The organism is Sodalis sp. RH14 (assembly GCF_047324285.1).
Classification (GTDB): Bacteria; Pseudomonadota; Gammaproteobacteria; order Enterobacterales; family Enterobacteriaceae; genus Acerihabitans.
The window spans coordinates 265215-281651 of sequence record NZ_CP178739.1 but is presented as its reverse complement, the minus strand read 5'-3'; the positions used below and the strand labels follow the sequence as shown (position 1 = coordinate 281651).

Sequence of the window (16437 nt, the reverse complement as noted above, 5' to 3'; positions counted from 1 at the left end):
AATAAAAATATCTTGCAACTATTTTTACTTATTAGATCATATGTGCAATAAGTCATTTTTATCGCTAACGGTTATTATAAACAGGCTAAGATTAAGGTAGACTTCCCGTACGGCAAACTGCCGGGTTCTGAACAAAGGGGTGACCATGGCAACAACCGCCAGGCTTGAAGCCCGTATTCCGCTGGCGCTTCACGCGTTAATCAAACATGCCGCCGACCTGCAGGGAATCACCATGACGGACTTTATCATTACCGCCACCCATGACGCCGCAAAACAGGCGATAGAAGAAGCGGCGGTACTGCAATTGGCGATGGAAGATCAGCTGCGGTTCGCCGAGACATTGCTGGAGGATCGTAAGACGCCGGCCGGACTATTGCGCGCCATGGGCCGGCGCAGGGAGTTCGGCGGAAGATAATGCGCGCGCTGACCTTTACGCTGCTCGGTGACCAGCATAACAAAACGGATTTCGATTGCGGCGTCCCCTGCCTGAACCTTTATCTGGCGAAATATGCCGGCCAGGAAAGCCGCGAACGCTTTACCCAATGTTATGCGGCCGCGGATAATAATAATAACGTGCTGGGCTTTTACACCCTCTCGTCCTACGCCGTGAATATCAATGCCCTGGCGGCATCCGCCACCCAAAAGCTGCCGCGCTACCCGACCGTGCCCACCGCCCTGCTTGGCCGGCTGGCGGTCGATATTCGTTATCAGGGTAAAGGCCTGGGCGGCTCGCTTATCGTCGACGCCATCGTTAATACCCTTAACTCCGCCATAGGGGTCTGGGCGATTAACGCGCAGGCAAAACATCCCCGGGCCAAGGCATTTTATATAAAATATGGTTTCTATTCTTTTGAAAAAAATGAGCATGCCTTGTATTTACCGTTAAACGGCGATATCACCCGCACCCTCTCTTCCTTAAATCGGCATTAATGCACCTGCGCGCCCCGCGTGTGGAATAAAACCGTTTATCGCCGGCCGATTCCCTCATATTGTCCTTAGCGGTGTGGGCAAGTCGCCCGATGAAATGCTATGGTAAAGATGTACCCCGGCATTCCATAGCCGCCGTTAAGGTGAGATGTTACACCGGCTTCCCGTTGGGAACGTCCGCAAGGGCCCTGATCATGCTGACAAACCTGAGTCATGACGAAAAAAAACGATTGGCGGCCATTGAGCTGCTGAAAGCGGATGAGCATGATCGTGACGAAATACTGGGCAGGATGACCCGGCTGACCGGCAAGACGCTGGGCATCGCCACCAGCTTTATCGCTATCCTCGACGGCGATACCCAGTATCTAAAAGCGCCCTACGCGCTTCCGGCGCCGGTGACGGAAACGCGGCGGGAAGACGCATTTTGCCTGACCGCCGTGGCCGCCGACGATATCACGGTCTGCGCCGATATGCGCCTGGACCCACGGTTTCGCGATAACCCGTTTGTGCGGGGCGAGCCTTATGTCAGGTTTTACGCCGGCGCGCCGCTGCGGTCGCGGGACGGCGTGATTATCGGCACCCTGTGCCTGATTGATATCCAGCCCCGTCTCTTTACCAGCGAGCAGATCGCGACCTTGCGCATTATGGCCGGGCTGGTTTCGGCGTTCCTGGAAGCCTGGCATAACATTGGCTATATCGACGCGGTGACCCTGCTGCCCAACCGCCAGCGGTTGATGAACGATCTGCGCCTGTTGCAAACGCCCGGCGCGGTCAGGCGCTATCGCCTGATGTTGTTTGACTGTATCGATATGCCCTTCGCCTACGAAATCGCCCGTTCCCTGGGCATGACGGTGGTGGAGGATATGCTCAGGGATATGGCCACCCTGCTCAGGCTGAAACTGGAGTGGCATGATACGCTGTATAGCGTCGCCACCGGACGGTACGCGGTGATTATGGACGATGACAGCCCGATACCGCCCGCGGCGCTTAACGACCACCTGGCGGGGCTTAGCGCCCATATCAACACGCAAATCAACATTGACCTGCATATTTCAGCGGGTTATGTCGGCTTTGCGCCGGGTGAGCTGGATCCTACCGAAATCCTGCGCCGGGCGGTAAGCGCCCTGCATGACGCCATCGGCCGCAAAAAACGCGTCATGGCGTATGACGCCGCCAGCGACGCCCGGCAAAAAGAGGATTTCCGGCTGCTGAATGATTTCTACCCGTACCTGCATGGCAAACCCGGCTTGTATCTGGTGTTCCAGCCCAAAATCGCCTTACGCAACGGGCGGGTAACGGGGCTCGAAGCCCTGATCCGCTGGCAGCATCCGGCGCTGGGCAACATCACCCCCGACCGGTTTATCCCGCTGCTGGAAAAAACCACCCTGATGGCCGCGCTGACCGACTGGGTCATCAACGCGGCCCTGGACCAGGTTAAGCAATGGTCGGCAAAAGGGATACATTTGCCGGTTTCCATTAACGTCGGCGTCAGCGATTTATCCCGGCCGCATTTTGCCGATGCGCTGGCGGAAAAAATAACGGCGCACGGGCTGCCGCCCGCGCTGCTGGGCATTGAATGCCTGGAGACGGAAAGGGTGCTGGAAAGCGCCGAGGCGCTGCACGGCCTGGAGAGGTTAAAACAGCGGGGCTTTACCATTTCGCTGGATGACTTCGGCACCGGCTACAGCAATATCGGCTATCTGCGCAAAATGCCCCTGGATATCATCAAACTCGATCGTTCCCTTATCAAAACCCTGACCACCGACAAGGCCAGCCATACTATCGTCAGCCATGTGATCAGCATGCTTAAGGCGCTGGACTATACCGTGCTGGCGGAAGGCGTCGAGGACGCCGGCACATTTACATCGCTGCGCGCGCTGGGCTGTGATGAAGTCCAGGGCTTTTATCACTCGCCGCCGCTGACGGCGGCGCATCTGGAAACCTGGCTGGGGCATTATCAAACGGCGCACGGTTAATCCCGGCGTTTGCCCGCCGACGGGGCGGCCCGGTCAGGATTTTGCCGGCGCCGTGCTGTCCCTGACGGCTAATAGCGTCGGCAGGAGGGTGGTGGCGAACGGCGCGCCCGGCTGCGCCATGCGCTTTAGCAGGGCCTCGCCCGCCAAGCGGCCCAGTTGCCGTTTTGGCTGATCGATGGTGGTCAGCCCCTGCGCGCGCAGCGCATACAGGCCGCCGACACCCAGCTTGAACGCATCGTCAAAACCGGTCACCGAGATATCGTCCGGTACCCGTAAGCCGCGTTCATTTAATAAAGCGATGATTTCCAGGGCGACAAAGTCATTGGGCGCCAGGATGGCGGTGGGCGGCGGGGCGCACTCTAATAAAGCCGCCGCGGCCAGTCGCCCGCTTTCCCCCTGGTAGGACCCCGCGATAATAAATCCCTCCGGCACGGGGCAGCCCAGGCGCGCCATTTCCCGGATAAAACAGGCCCGCCGCTCCTGGGCGGTAGAGGACGCCGCCGGACCGGCCACATAGGCCATGCGGCGATGCCCCAGCGCGTAAAGATGCTCCAGCAACTGCGCCACCCCCATGGCGTTATCGGGGCCGATATAATCGCCGAACAGGGGATCGGGCCGGCGATTGACAAAGACGCAGGGCGGGCCCGCCTGCAGCAATGCGAGCGCTTCATCCGCGACGGTCTGGGATATGAGGATAAGCCCGTCCACCTGGCGGTCCAGCAGGGAACGGATTAAGGCGCGTTGCTTAGCGACGTCCTCATCGGTGTTGCACAGAAACAGGGTGTAGTTGTCCACGGATACCGCTTCGTCTATGCCCTTGACGATCTCGGGAAAGATGGGATTGGTGATATCGGCAATCAGCACGCCGATGGTGGCGGATTTCTGGGTGCGCAGCGCGCGGGCGATGGCCGAGGTGCGGTATCCCAGGCGTTCGGCGGTATCATGGATAAGCTGCCTGCGCTGGGGATTGACGTATCCCTTGCCGGACAACGCCCGGGCCACCGTCGCGCGCGAGAGGCCGCATTCGCGGGCGATATCCAGCAGCGTCGGGCGTTTGGCCGCCGCCGTGATGGTAGTGATGTTCTTCATTGCGCCTTCTTCCCGCCGGCCCATAGGTTTCCTCCCGGGTTATACACTGGTTAACGATGTTAAAACTGGGATCGATCTCACAGCCAGCGCGCGCAAAGCCCGATAATTTATAAACCAGGTCGCCGCCGTCATGACCACGTGCTTTACCGCCGGGTATTCACCGCAGAGCGACGCTTCATCCGCCCCGTTGGGCGTTTTTTTTCATTATACATGAGATCGATCTCATATACGATTCATAACCTGCCGGGCTGACGATGGACGGGCGATAAGACGCCGGATAAGGGGGGGATAGTGAGCCGCACGACAAAACTGACTACGCTTGAAACCGCGGTGCATACCGTGAGGGACGGGCAGCGCATCGCCCTGGGCGGGTTCGCCATCTACCAGCGGCCCATGGCCCTGACGCGCGAACTGGTCCGTCAGCAACGGCGCAACCTGACCATTGTCGGCATCGTTAACGCCATTGAGGCCGATTGGCTTATCGGCGCCGGGGCCGTGGCGCGTATCGAGACCTCCTATGTCGGGCTGGAAAAATTCGGCCTGGCGAAAAATTTCCGCCGGGCGGTGGAAGCCGGCCGGCTGGAGGTGGTGGATTATCCTGAACTGCTGGCCTGGGACCGCTTTCGCGCCTCCCAGGAAGGGTTGCCGTTCTGGCCGTGCACCTTTCTCGGCGGCAGCGGCGTGGCGCAATACAATGCGGATATCGTGCCGTTCACCTGCCCCGTCACCGCCGCTCAGCTTTGGGCGGTGCCGCCCGCCCGGCCGGATGTGGTGCTGGTGCACGCGCCGATTGGCGACGAATACGGTAACGTGGCGTTTCACCGGCGCAAGATGTTGCCGCAAAGCGTGGATATCACCTTAACCCGCGCCTGCGATACGGTGATTGTCAGCGTGGAAAAAATCGTCACCCCGCGGGAGCTGCAAAAACAGCCGCACCTGGTGGAAATCCCGGCCTTTCGCACCACGCATATCGTCGAGGCGCCTTTTGGCGCGCACCCTACCTCGCTCCCCGGTATTTACGACTGCGACGACGCGGCTTTCGCGGAATATGTGGCGGCCAGCGCGACCCCTGGCCAATTCGCCGCCTGGCAGGACGAAACCCGGGCGCTGACGCCGATGGGCTGGCTGGAGCGCATCGGACTGACGCGCCTGCTGGCCCTGCGCAATACGGAGCTGCCCGCATGAGTGCGAATGACTGTACGCTTGAGGAAATCATCACCATTACGCTCGCCAGACGCTTTCGCGACGGCGAAGTGGGATTTACCGGTCTTGCGACCGGCGGCGCGGCCGCCCTGTATATTACCGGCATTCCCCTGGCCGCCATGGAATTTGCCCGCCATACCCATGCCCCCAATTTAACCATCCTGCTGGCCGGCTGGTGTATTAATCCCGATTTTTCCGCCCTCAGGGCGCTGCCCACCGCGGAATTCGACACCCGCTTGCAGGATCTGCCCTGCGAGGCGCAAATGCAAAGTTACCCCGGTCACTACGCCGTACGGCGCGGGGATGTGGATTTTGGTTTCGGCTCCGGCGTGCAGGTGGACCGGCAGGGCAATATCAACAGCACCTGCATCGGCGATTATCGCCGCCCGGACGTGCGCCTGGTCGGCTCCATCCTGCTGCCGGAGCATATGACCTGCTTCGGCCGCGAATACCTGATGATGCCCCATCACCAGGCGCGCAGCCTGGTCGGGCAGGTGGACTATGTGTCCGGCGTCGGTTATCCGGGCGGCCGGGACGGGCGCCGGGCCCTGGGCCTGAACCACGGCGGGCCGGAATGGATAGTGACGCCGAAATGCATTTTCGCCTTCGACGACGTTTCCGGCCACGCGCGGGTGGTCAGCATCCATCCCGGCATCGACCCGGACGACGTGCGGCGCAGCACCGGGTTCCCGGTATCCGTTGCGGATGCGCCGGTCACCCCGCGGCCCACCCGCGAGGAGCTCGCCATTTTGCGCCGCCGGGTCGACCCCCATCACGTGCTGATCCCCCATGGGCGGGGAAGCGGCTCCCCCACGCCATACTGCGCCACCACACGAGGAACGCCATGAAACCCAAACTGACCACCCTACCCGACGCGGTGTCCCGTATCCCCTCGGGCGCCACTGTCGCCCTGGGCGGCTCGCTGCTGCGCCGCCAGCCGATGGCGTTGGTGCACGAACTGATCCGCCAGGATATTACCGGCCTGCATTTGCTGACCTGGGCGACCACGCTCGCCACCGATATGCTCGCCGCCGCCGGCGCCATCCGGCGCTGGGAGGGCATTTACGCCGGTTTCTTCCGCCACGGGCTGGCGCCCAATTTCCGCCGCGCGGTGCAGGACGGCGCGATCGAGACCCATGATTATTCCGAATCCGCCTTCGTGGCCCGCTTTCGCGCGGCGGCCATGGGGCTGAGCTTCCTGCCGTCGAAAGCCCTGCTGGGCACCGGCATGCGCGCCGGCAGCCCGGAGGAAATCAAACCTATTACCTGTCCGTTTAGCGGCGACACCTACCTGGCGCTGAAAGCGGCGGAAACGGATTTTACCCTGCTGCACGGCTATGTGGCCGATGAATACGGCAATGTGCAGTGGCCGGTGGTGCGCGACAGCGATGACATCGATCAGATGATGGCTTGCGCGTCCAGGCGCCTGATCGTTACCGTGGAGAAAATCGTGCCCCATGCCGAAATATGCCGGCGCCCGGCGCTGACCTACATTCCGCACACCCTGGTGGAGGCGGTGATCGAAACGCCTTACGGCGCGCATCCCACCGCCACCGATGGGTTTTATAACGAAGACGAGGCGGCGCTGAAAGCCTGGCTGGCGGCGGCAAAAGAGCCCGACGGCCCGGCGCGGTACCTGCGCGACTATATTCTCGCCACCCGGGATCGCGCCGGCTATCTGGACAAATTCGGTTCCCATACCGCGCTCAGCGCCTTTGACGTCGCCAGGGAGATATAAGCTTATGACCGCAGATGATTACACCACGGAAGAACTGATGATAACCGCCATCGCCCGCGAACTGCGCGATGACGAGCTGGGTTTTGTCGGCCTGGGCACCGCCGCCCGCGCCTTTACCCTGGCGGTGGGCATCCCCATCGCCGCCGCGCGCCTGGCGCAGATCCGGCACGCGCCCGGGTTCTCCATTTACTGGGGCAACCTGCTGACCCCGTCCCTTGACGCCATTCCCGACGCGCTGCTGCAGGATGCCTATACCCGCTGGCCGGCCGCCGCGTCCCCCGCCGATGTGGGCTATAAAATCGATATGGTGACCCGCGGCCGGTTTGATGTGTCCTTTGAGTCCGCGCCGCAGGTTGATCGGTACGGCAACCTCAATATTACCGCCCTCGGCGGCGGCAGCCCGCCGAAAACCAGGCTGGTGGGCTGCCTGGCGCAAACCGAGCACCTGGCTTTTATCAAACGCCCGATTATCGTCACCGATCTGTCCCGGCGCGGGTTTGTGCCGAAGGTGGATTTTATCACAAGCGTCGGGTATCTCGACGGCGGCGACAGCCGCCGGGCGCTCGGCCTGCCCGGCCCGGGTCCCAGCCTGTGCGTAACCGACAAAGCCATTTTCGATTTCCATCCGGCGTCGAAAATGATGCGTTTACGCTCGATACATCCGGGTTTTACCCTGGAGCAGGTGCTGGACAATATGGGGTTCGAGCCGGTTATTGAAGGCGAGCCCCGGCCAACCGCGCCGCCGACGGCGGAAGAGGTGCATTTGATTCGCAAGGTGATCGATCCGCACGGCACGCTGTTCCAGCCAGGATCGGTTTAACCGGATTATCGCGCCGGTTCCGGCCTGGAACCGGCCAGGGAATAGCGCGCGGAGTATGGCCCCTGACGCCGCCGGTTAGTCCGCTTTGGCCGGCCCGGTGGACCCGCGCACGATAAGCTTCATCGGGAAGATTTTCTTTTTAGGCTTGGGCGTGCTTTTCTGGCGGATCATTTTCATCAGCAGCGTGCTGGCCGCCGCGCCCATTTCACGCCGCTGCAGGGCAATGGTGGTCAGGTTGATGGGCGAAAACGACGCCATCTCGATATCATCCAGGCCGATTAACGAAAAATCGGCCGGTATGGCCAGTCCCGCCTCATGGGCGGCATTCATCACGCCGATGGCGCTCATATCATTGGCCGCCAGTATCGCGGTGGGCCGCGGGTCCATGGCGAAAAACCGTTTGGCGGCCCGGTACCCGCCCATGACATGGTAATCGCCCTGTACCACATAGCCGGGCGGCACCGGCAGCCGATGCGCCGCCATGGCCTGGAGGTAGGCCTCATAACGTTCGTCGGCGGTGGAGGAGTCGCCGGGGCCGCGAATCAGGCCGATACGCCGGTGGCCAAGGCCGGCCAGGTGCTTCACCGCCGCGCCGATGCCTTCCTCGTTATTGGCGCCGACATAGGTGTCTTCATGCGCAAGCGATCGGCGTTGCAGCAGCACGTAGGGCGTATCGCCCGCCAGCAGTTCCCTGACCTCCGGCTGCCCGCAGTGCTGCGACAGCAGCACCAGGCCATCCACCCGGCGGTCAAGCAGCACGCGCATCTGCTCGAGCTGTTTTTCCAGCCTGCCGTCGGTGTTGCACACCAGCAGGCTGCATTGTTCTTGATCGGCCACATCCTCGATGCCGCGCAGGAAATCCGGCGACGACGGGTTGGCCACGTCGGCCAGCAGCACGCCCAGCGTAAAAGTGCGGCGCATGCGCAGGGACCGCGCCACCACCGATACCCGGTAGCCCAGCCGGTCGGCCGCCGCCTGTACTTTCAGCCGGGTGTCCGCCCTGACATTGTCCTTGCCGCTCAGCGCGTTGGATACCGTGGACAGGGCAACCCCCGCTTCGCGGGCCACATCATGGATGGAGACTTTGTTAGTCGATGACGGGCGCTTACCTGGCGCCGATTTTTTTGCCATTCAATCCGAACCTTGCACCCTTAAGCGAGATGAGCCGGGAAACCTTCGTGAACGTTATTGTACCGTCGCGCCCGCTTAAAAAAACGTTTTTATTCACATAATCAGAGATATCCCCGCGCCAGGCCCCGGCGGTCAGGCCGGCCCCGTGCTCGCCGCCGGAGCGACCCGCCCGCAGCGGCGCCGGCGTGAAAGCAGAAAACCGTTAAACGAAGCGCGCCGGGGCGATAGCATCCGGCCGGTGTCGGCGCGCCGCGCCTTCGCCCCGGGACACGTGACTAGCGCGTTTTCAGCAGGTACGATTCGGCGTTACCTTTATGCTTTTTTACCGGCATCATATCGCTGTTCAGATCGCGCCCGAGCGTTTCACCCGCCCCGAGGGCGCACAGCGCGGTAATCAGGCCGCAGACGATAATCATCAGGGCTATGGGCCAGAATGCGCCGCCGGCCCAGGCCACCAGCACGGTGGCGACCGCGGGGGTAAAGCCGCCGAAGATGCCGGCAATCTGCGAGCCGACGGAGACGCCGGTATAACGTACTTCGGTGGAAAACAGTTCCGACAAATAGCAGGGTTCGATACTGTACATCGACCCGACAATAAAACTGTAGGCCAGCACCAGGCCGGCATAAATACCCCAGATATTGCCGGTGTTGATCAAGTAGTAAAACGGATAGGCCAGCAGGCACGAACCCAGGGAGCCGATGAGGAATACCGACCGGCGGCCGATTTTATCGGAAAGCAGTCCCCACAGCGGGAAGGTAATAATCCCCGACGCCGCCGCAATCATGACGCCGAGTAACACCGTATTGCCCTGCATGCCAAAGTGAGAGGTGCAATATTGCAAGACAAAACTAATAACCAGGTAACCCACCACGCTTTCACTGACGCGCAGCCCGGCCGCCAGGAAAATCTGTTTGGGAAACTTTTTAAATACCACGACGATGGGCAGCTTATTTTTCTCGCGTTCCGCCTGCACTTTGCGAAACATCGGCGGTTCCTGGATTTTCAGGCGGATAAAGATGCCCACGAACATCAGCAAAATACTGGCGAGGAAAGGAATGCGCCAGCCCCAGTCCAGGAAGATGTCCTTCGGCAATGACGAGGCCAGCGCAAACGCCATGGTCGAGACCAGTACGCCGAATACGTTGCCCAGCTGGACAAAGGTGCCGTAAAAGCCGCGCCGGTTCGGCGGCGCGTATTCGATCATCATGGTGGTGGCTCCGCCCCACTCGCCGCCCACCGCCAGCCCCTGGATTAACCGGGTTATCACCAGCAGGATGGGCGCGGCCACGCCGATGGTTTCATAGGTGGGCAACAGGCCGATGACCACGGTCGCGCCGCCCATAATGGTCACCGAGGCCAGCAGCATCGCCTTGCGCCCGATCGTATCGCCGAAATGGCCGAATATTACGGCGCCGATGGGGCGCGTAATAAAGGCCACGCCCAGCGTGGCGAACGAAACGATGGTGGCGACGGTGGGCGGCATATCGCTGAAAAACAGATGGGGAAATACCAGCCCCGCCGCCGCGCCATAAATAAAGTAGTCATAAAATTCGATAAAAGTGCCAATCAGGCTGGCAAACGCCACACGCGACAATTCCTTTTTATTTATTTTCTCCGCCGCGGGCTGTTGCGCGGTTTCGTTCGTTACGTTAGTCATATAACCTCCGTCAGGAGCTATTAGTGTAGGGTTGTTTTTATGCGCGCGGTTTCCCGCACGCTTTATAGAGCGTGATGACAATAAAAATAAAGATGAGCCGTTAACTACCGCTAACGGCGTTATGCGTTATGTGCTTTATCGGCGCTTGCCCACCCCACGGCGGTCATGTCTCCATGCTGGTTCTCGGCCCAGACATGGAAGGTCACCCGTTGCCCGACGATGTCCTGGACCACGGCTTTGCAGGTGATACGGTCGGCACGATAGACCGGTTTGATATAGGCCATTTTTATCCAGCCCGAGGTATGCCACGACGGGCCGATAAAACCGGCCAGCATTTCCGCCACCCAGCAGGTTTCCATCATGCCCTGGGCCAGGGTGTCGCGAAAACCGGCCTTAAGCGCCACCTCGATATCGGTATGGATGTTGTACCACTGGGTATTGCCGCCGGAGAACACTGTCATTTGCCCCTGTTCCGGGCATTTGGTGAGCGGCGTAACCGGCGTGCCCGGGCGCAGCGCGGCGTCCGCTTTCGCCGCGGGCGTCACATGCGCGGGCCAGTGCGGTTCGATATGGCCCGGCGCGGGCGCGGCGCGGGACCCGCCGGCGCCCAGCTGGATATTGTCCGGAATGCGCATGATCTCGGTGCTGATCTGGCGCACGTAGAGTTCGCCGGTATCGGCGTCGCGGGCCTCGGTATCAAACACGGTATAGCCCTTGCCGCGCTTCATATATTTATCGGTGTATTTGCCGGTATAACGCAGCCCGGCGTTTAGCGGAACCGGGTTCACAAACCAGATCTCTTCCTTTTGATGCAGCCCCACCGTGCGGCTGGGATCGTAAACGCTGCAGAACAGGGCCACCAGATCGCGGCCCAGCATGGCGGCCGGCACGTACGGCCCGGACGCAGGGCAATAGTCCGCGCTGTAGTCGTCCAGGGCAAAACAGGCGCGGCGGCGATAGGCTTCATCCGCCGTTACCGCCAGCGGGCCGATTAATTCGCCGACCACCACATTTTCATAGGTCGGATCCCGAAGTTCAGGGTTGATACGGGCCATATAATCCTCCTCCTGGCGGCGTTTACGCCTTGTGGGTATGGGTGATGCCGCACCACTCGGCCAGCACTTCGCCGGTATGCTCCCCCACCAGCGGCGGCGGACGGCGGATCATGCCGGGCGTGTCCGACAGGCCGACGGTAACGCCATGGGTGGTATAGACGCCGGCGGTGGGATGCGTAATATCCACCAGTTGGTTGCGCGCCCTGAGCTGCGGATTCTCCAGCACCTCGTCAATGGTGGCGACCTTGGAGCAGGGCACGCCGGCCAGATCCATCCTGGCCACGACGTCCTCCGCGGTATGGTTTTTTATCCAGTCCGCCACCACCCCGTCGATGGCGCGGTAGTTTTCCAGGCGCGCGTGATAGGTGCTGAAGCGGTCATCCGCCAGCAAATCGGCGCGCTCCATGGCCTGCGCCAGGCGGCCGAACAGCGTATCGGTGCCGGCGGACAGGTAAATCCAGGCGTCGTCGCCGGTCTGGTAGCTGTTTACCGGCGCGGAGAAACGATCGAGATTGCCGATGCGCGACATGGTGCTGCCAAGCTGGGCCTGTTCCGGGATGGCTGAAATCAGCATGCTGATGGCGCTGTCGAGCAGGCAGGCCTCCACCAGCTGCCCGCGCCCGGTCAGGTGACGGGCGTTCAGCGCCGCCAGCGTGCCGATGGTGGCGTAAAGGGCGGAGGCATAATCCACCATAAAGGTGCCGGACATGGTCGGCGGACCGTCGGGCTGGCCGCAAATGCTCATCAGGCCGCTCATCGCCTGGGCGATGGCGTCAAAGCAGGGACGCTGCGCCAGCGGGCCGGTTTGGCCGAACCCGGAGATGCGTACCATGATCAGGCGCGGGTTGAGTTGTTTCAGGGCTTCCCACCCGCAGCCCATTTTTTCCATGGTGCCGGGGCGAAAGTTTTCGATCAGCACATCGGCCGCGGCGATCAACTGCCGCAGCTGTTCCTGGTCTTGCGGGTCGCGAAAATCCAGCGCCAGGCTGCGCTTATTGCGGTTGAACGACAGGAAATAGAGGCTTTGTCCGTTTAGCTGCGGCTTGTTCTGGCGCGTGTCCTCCCCCTTGCCCCGCCGCTCGACTTTTACCACGTCCGCGCCCAGATCGGCCAGTTGCATGGCGCACAGGGGACCGGCTATAAAACGCGACAGGTCGAGCACTTTCAGTCCTTCCAGGGATCCTGGCATCATGACACCTCCTGAGGGATTGCCGCATGGCCGGCGGCGGCGTGCACCAGACAGGCAAAAGCCACCATGCCGGGATCGTCCAAACCGATGGAACGTTCGGCGAACATGCGCGCGCGGCCGATTTTATTAGGTTTTTGCCGGTATTCTTCCAGCGTGGCGCGCACCGCGCCGACGGCAAGGGCGTGATAATCGTCGCCCGGCGCCGCCGCCTGCAGCGCCCGGCGCACCGCATCCAGCGGGTCCAGCACCGTTTTATCGCCAAGGCTTGCGCCGCCGCGCGCCATCAGCGCCGCCAGCACCGCCTCCAGCAAAGGCGCGATATCCTCGCGCCGCAGCGTGGTTTTGCCGGCGCATTGTTGCGCCGCGGTCAGCAGCGCCACCCCCAGCAGGGTACCAAAGCTTGATCCCGAGGCGCGCACGCAGGCCATGGCCGCGGCCTGGAATACCGGGGCGATATCCGCGGGCGCCGCCGCCAGGGCCTGGTCGGTTAACCGCGCGCATTTCTCAAGGGTCGCCCCCAAATCGCCGTCGCCCAAACGGCCGTCCAGCTCGTTAAGCCTAGGCGAGACCTCGCGGATTTTGGCGGTACATCGCGTCAACAGCGCAATCAATTCCTGATTGGTCATCAGAGATTACTCCAGTAGGGACAATGGGCCGGCTCCAGCAGCAGGGATTCAAGTTCCCCGTCCAGCCTGATGAGAGACAATGACATGCCGGCCATTTCCATCGAGGTGGCATAACGGCCGGTGCGGGGCGCCACGACCTGGATGCCCTGGTCACGCAGGCGCCGGTCTACATGGCGATACAGTATAAACAACTCTTCCAGCGGCGTGGCGCCGAGGGAATTGACCATGACCGACACCCGGTCGCCGGCGGCGAAACCGCCGTCCTGAATCAGCGTATCCAGCATTTCACCCACCATTTCATCGGCGCTTAGCAGCGGGCCGCGGCGGATGCCCGGCTCGCCGTGGATGCCCATGCCGATTTCCATCTCGTCGTCGCCCAGCGTAAAGGTCGGTTTGCCCGCCTCCGGTACGGTACAAGACGACAGCGCCACGCCGAGCGTGACCGTGTTGTCCAGGGCGCGCGCGGCGACGGCGGCGACGGATTCCAGCGTGGCGCCGGGCTGCTCGGCCCTGGCGCCGGCAATTTTATAGGCATAAACCAGGCCGGCGACGCCGCGGCGTTTGTGCCGTTCCGCGCGCGGCGCGCTGCCGGCGTCGTCGGCGGCCAGCACCGTCGCCGTGCGGATATTTTCCGCCGCCAGCATCTCGGCGGCCATGGCGAAATTCATCTTGTCGCCGCCGTAATTGCCGAACAACAGCAGTACGCCCCGGCCGTTATCGGCGGCGCGAATGGCGTCCATGCAGTCCATCACGGCGGGGCCGGCAAACACGTTACCCACCGCGCAGGCATCCAGCAGGCCCTGGCCGACATAACCGGCAAACAAAGGCAAATGCCCGCTGCCGCCGCCGGAAACAATCGCCACTTTATCTTTTTTGACGCCGGCGTTGCGTACCACGACCCGGCCCTCTTCCCCGATCTGCCGATAGAGGTGGGGATGCGCCAGGCACATGCCCGCCAGCGCCTCATCGGCATAGGCGTCGGGGGAGTTCAGTATTTTTTTCATAGCGTCTCTCCGCCTGTCAGTAATCCAGGTTCTTTTGCCCGTCGAACATCGTCACCGGGGGGTAGGCGCGCTGTTCGGTAATCACATCGATAACGGTGGTGTTATCGGCGCTGAAGGCGTGTTTCAGGGCCGGTAAAAAATCAGCGGGATTCTCGATACGCACCCCCTCGCAGCCGCAGGCGCGGGCAATGGCGGCATGGTCCACCGGCTTGAAATCACAGGCGTCGGAATAATCGCCGAACAGCGTTTTCTCCGCGTGTTTTTCGTAGCCGAGGATTTCATTATTCAGCACCACCAGCACCACATTGGCCCCCATGCGCCGGGCGGTTTCCAGCTCCGACCATACATGGGCGAAACCGCCGTCGCCCACCAGCGCGAAGACCGGCGCCTCGGGACGTGCGATCTTGGCGCCTACCGCATAAGGAAATCCCCACCCCAGGCCGGCCAGGCCGCGCGGGGTAACAAACCGGGCGCCGACGGCGCGCGCCTTGAGAAAATTGGCCACCCAGATCGAGGAATAGCTGGCGTCGGAGACCACGATCGTCTCCGGCGTTAAGAGGGAATCCAGATCGAGCATCAGGCGTTCCGGGCGAATCGGGCGGGCGTTGAGATCCAGGGTTTGCTGCACCTCCGATTGCCAGGTTTCATGGGCGGCGGCAATCCTGGCGGCAATGGCGGAACGGGCGCCGCGGCGTTTGCCGAGATCCTGCCGTTTCATGGCCGCCGTCAGCGCCTGCAGGGTCAGTTTGGCGTCGCCCACCAGACGCAGCGCGTCGTAGTTGCGGCCCACTTCCTGGCTGTCGATATCCAGGTGGATATATTTGGCCTCCTGCGGATACAGGCTCCAGCTATCGGTGCCGTTCTGGTTGGTGCGGTTGCCAATCAGCAGGATGACATCGGCGCCGGCCACCATATCGCGCAAATGGCGGGTACGGCCGCGCGCGCCCATAAAATACCCGACCACGCCCAACGAAAGCTCATGGTCCTCGCTGACCGCCCCTTTGCCCATGGCGGTGGTGGCCACCGGCAGGCAGGCCGCATCCTGCAGCGCCGCAACCTCCCGGGCGGCATCGGAAATATGCACGCCGCCGCCGGCGATAATCAACGGCGCCGCGGCCCCGGCCAGCAGGCGCGCCGCCTCTTCAATCGCCTCGGGCGCGGCCACCGTGCGATCCAACGGAAAATGCCCGAGCGAGGAGGCATGCCGGCGGGGAGGTTGCGGCGCGGCCTCGTTAAACAGATCGATGGGAACGATAATCACCACCGGGCCGGGGCGGCCCGACGCGGCGGCGGTAAACGCCATGTCGATATAATCATCAAGCCGGTCGATGTCGGTAACGCGGCGCGTCCACTTCGACACGCCTTTAAACAAATCGAGATGGTCCAGTTCCTGGAACGCGTTTTTATCGGTCATTTTGCGATGCACATCCTGCACCACCGCCACCACCGGCACCGAGGCCTTATAACACTCCGCCAGCCCGGCCACCAGCAGGGTGGCCGCCGGACCGTTTTGCGCGGTGACCACCGCCACCTTATGGGACAGGCGCGCATAAGCGTCCGCCATATACGTACCGGCGTTTTCCGCACGATAGCCCACCTGGCGGATACCGTATTCCGGCGTGGCCAAAAACAGCGCGGCCGGAATGCTTTGGCCAAAAATCACCTCCACGCCATGGCGTTTCAGCGCGGCGGCGAAGATATGCGCCCCGGTCCTGCGCTGCCCTGTGTTTTTCCCGCTACCTTCTGTGTCCATGCATGACTCCCCTTCGTTGTTTCCGCGCTCCCCGTTATCCAGACCTCAATCAAGGTTAACAGAGTGGCAACCAAGCCGTAACATAGCGCCAGCCTCCCATAAAAACGTTTCTAATAAAAACGTTTTTATTAGGATTTGTGGGACAGGATCACAGAATAAACACTTTCAGAAATACCGAAAAAACATTAACCCATTGTTTTAAATTAATTTATTAATTCAATGGTTTTTTAGGAAGGAGGCGGGGCAGCCTTGCGCGCCGGCAAGCCGC

General features: G+C 61.6%; 15 protein-coding genes. 7 read left to right on the top strand and 8 right to left on the bottom strand.

Features of this window, described 5'->3' with window-relative positions; translation table 11 throughout:
- Window positions 1–145 precede the first annotated feature (145 nt).
- The 3 genes from ACL2XQ_RS01205 (at window position 146) to ACL2XQ_RS01195 (ending at window position 2903) form a co-directional block, all read left to right on the top strand.
- Window positions 146–415, top strand: coding sequence for a DUF1778 domain-containing protein (locus ACL2XQ_RS01205; RefSeq protein ID WP_410012477.1), 270 nt, complete (start codon window positions 146–148; stop codon window positions 413–415).
- Window positions 415–930 carry a GNAT family N-acetyltransferase gene (locus ACL2XQ_RS01200; RefSeq protein ID WP_413721938.1) on the top strand — a complete coding sequence of 172 codons (516 nt, stop codon included), beginning with the start codon at window positions 415–417 and terminating at the stop codon, window positions 928–930. Before ACL2XQ_RS01205 ends, ACL2XQ_RS01200 begins: the two co-directional genes overlap by 1 nt.
- Window positions 931–1121: 191 nt before the next feature.
- On the top strand, window positions 1122–2903 hold the full coding sequence (locus tag ACL2XQ_RS01195) for an EAL domain-containing protein (protein WP_413739965.1): 1782 nt from the start codon (window positions 1122–1124) through the stop codon (window positions 2901–2903).
- 33 nt (window positions 2904–2936) lie between these two features.
- Here ACL2XQ_RS01195 and ACL2XQ_RS01190 read toward each other — a convergent pair whose 3' ends face one another.
- Window positions 2937–3992 carry a LacI family DNA-binding transcriptional regulator gene (locus ACL2XQ_RS01190; protein ID WP_413739964.1) on the bottom strand — a complete coding sequence of 352 codons (1056 nt, stop codon included), beginning with the start codon at window positions 3990–3992 and terminating at the stop codon, window positions 2937–2939.
- A gap of 291 nt (window positions 3993–4283) precedes the next feature.
- Here ACL2XQ_RS01190 and ACL2XQ_RS01185 point away from each other — a divergent pair, with 291 nt between their 5' ends.
- The 4 genes from ACL2XQ_RS01185 to ACL2XQ_RS01170 are packed head-to-tail and all read left to right on the top strand — an operon-like array spanning window position 4284 to window position 7753.
- Window positions 4284–5177, top strand: a complete 894-nt coding sequence (locus ACL2XQ_RS01185; RefSeq protein WP_413721935.1) for a CoA transferase subunit A — start codon at window positions 4284–4286, stop codon at window positions 5175–5177.
- Window positions 5174–6043, top strand: a complete 870-nt coding sequence (locus tag ACL2XQ_RS01180) for a hypothetical protein (protein WP_413739963.1) — start codon at window positions 5174–5176, stop codon at window positions 6041–6043. Before ACL2XQ_RS01185 ends, ACL2XQ_RS01180 begins: the two co-directional genes overlap by 4 nt.
- The gene (locus ACL2XQ_RS01175; protein ID WP_413739962.1) at window positions 6040–6933 is read left to right on the top strand and encodes a CoA transferase subunit A; all 894 of its coding nucleotides are present in this window, start codon (window positions 6040–6042) and stop codon (window positions 6931–6933) included. The genes ACL2XQ_RS01180 and ACL2XQ_RS01175 overlap by 4 nt, the downstream gene beginning before the upstream one ends.
- Before the next feature lie 4 nt (window positions 6934–6937).
- A complete protein-coding gene (locus ACL2XQ_RS01170) occupies window positions 6938–7753 on the top strand; it encodes a CoA-transferase subunit beta (protein WP_410012484.1) in 816 nt (271 codons plus the stop codon).
- Window positions 7754–7828: 75 nt separating this feature from the next.
- Here the strand turns inward: ACL2XQ_RS01170 and ACL2XQ_RS01165 are convergent, their stop codons facing one another.
- The 7 genes from ACL2XQ_RS01165 to ACL2XQ_RS01135 all read right to left on the bottom strand — a co-directional run bounded on the left by ACL2XQ_RS01165 (window position 7829) and on the right by ACL2XQ_RS01135 (window position 16169).
- Window positions 7829–8884, bottom strand: a complete 1056-nt coding sequence (locus ACL2XQ_RS01165; RefSeq protein WP_410012485.1) for a LacI family DNA-binding transcriptional regulator — start codon at window positions 8882–8884, stop codon at window positions 7829–7831.
- A gap of 275 nt (window positions 8885–9159) precedes the next feature.
- Complete coding sequence (locus tag ACL2XQ_RS01160; protein WP_410012486.1) at window positions 9160–10542, bottom strand: MFS transporter; 1383 nt, start codon at window positions 10540–10542, stop codon at window positions 9160–9162.
- Window positions 10543–10661: 119 nt separating this feature from the next.
- Complete coding sequence (locus ACL2XQ_RS01155) at window positions 10662–11597, bottom strand: MaoC family dehydratase (RefSeq protein ID WP_410012487.1); 936 nt, start codon at window positions 11595–11597, stop codon at window positions 10662–10664.
- A 22-nt stretch (window positions 11598–11619) separates the two neighbouring features.
- Window positions 11620–12789 (bottom strand): CaiB/BaiF CoA transferase family protein, encoded by a 1170-nt coding sequence (locus tag ACL2XQ_RS01150; RefSeq protein WP_410012488.1) that lies wholly within the window; start codon window positions 12787–12789, stop codon window positions 11620–11622.
- Entirely contained in the window at window positions 12786–13412 is a 627-nt protein-coding gene (locus ACL2XQ_RS01145) for a DAK2 domain-containing protein (protein WP_410012489.1), read from the bottom strand. The genes ACL2XQ_RS01150 and ACL2XQ_RS01145 overlap by 4 nt, the downstream gene beginning before the upstream one ends.
- Complete coding sequence (locus ACL2XQ_RS01140) at window positions 13412–14416, bottom strand: dihydroxyacetone kinase subunit DhaK (RefSeq protein WP_413739961.1); 1005 nt, start codon at window positions 14414–14416, stop codon at window positions 13412–13414. Before ACL2XQ_RS01140 ends, ACL2XQ_RS01145 begins: the two co-directional genes overlap by 1 nt.
- Before the next feature lie 16 nt (window positions 14417–14432).
- Complete coding sequence (locus tag ACL2XQ_RS01135; RefSeq protein WP_413727314.1) at window positions 14433–16169, bottom strand: acetolactate synthase catalytic subunit; 1737 nt, start codon at window positions 16167–16169, stop codon at window positions 14433–14435.
- Window positions 16170–16437: the final 268 nt, after the last annotated feature.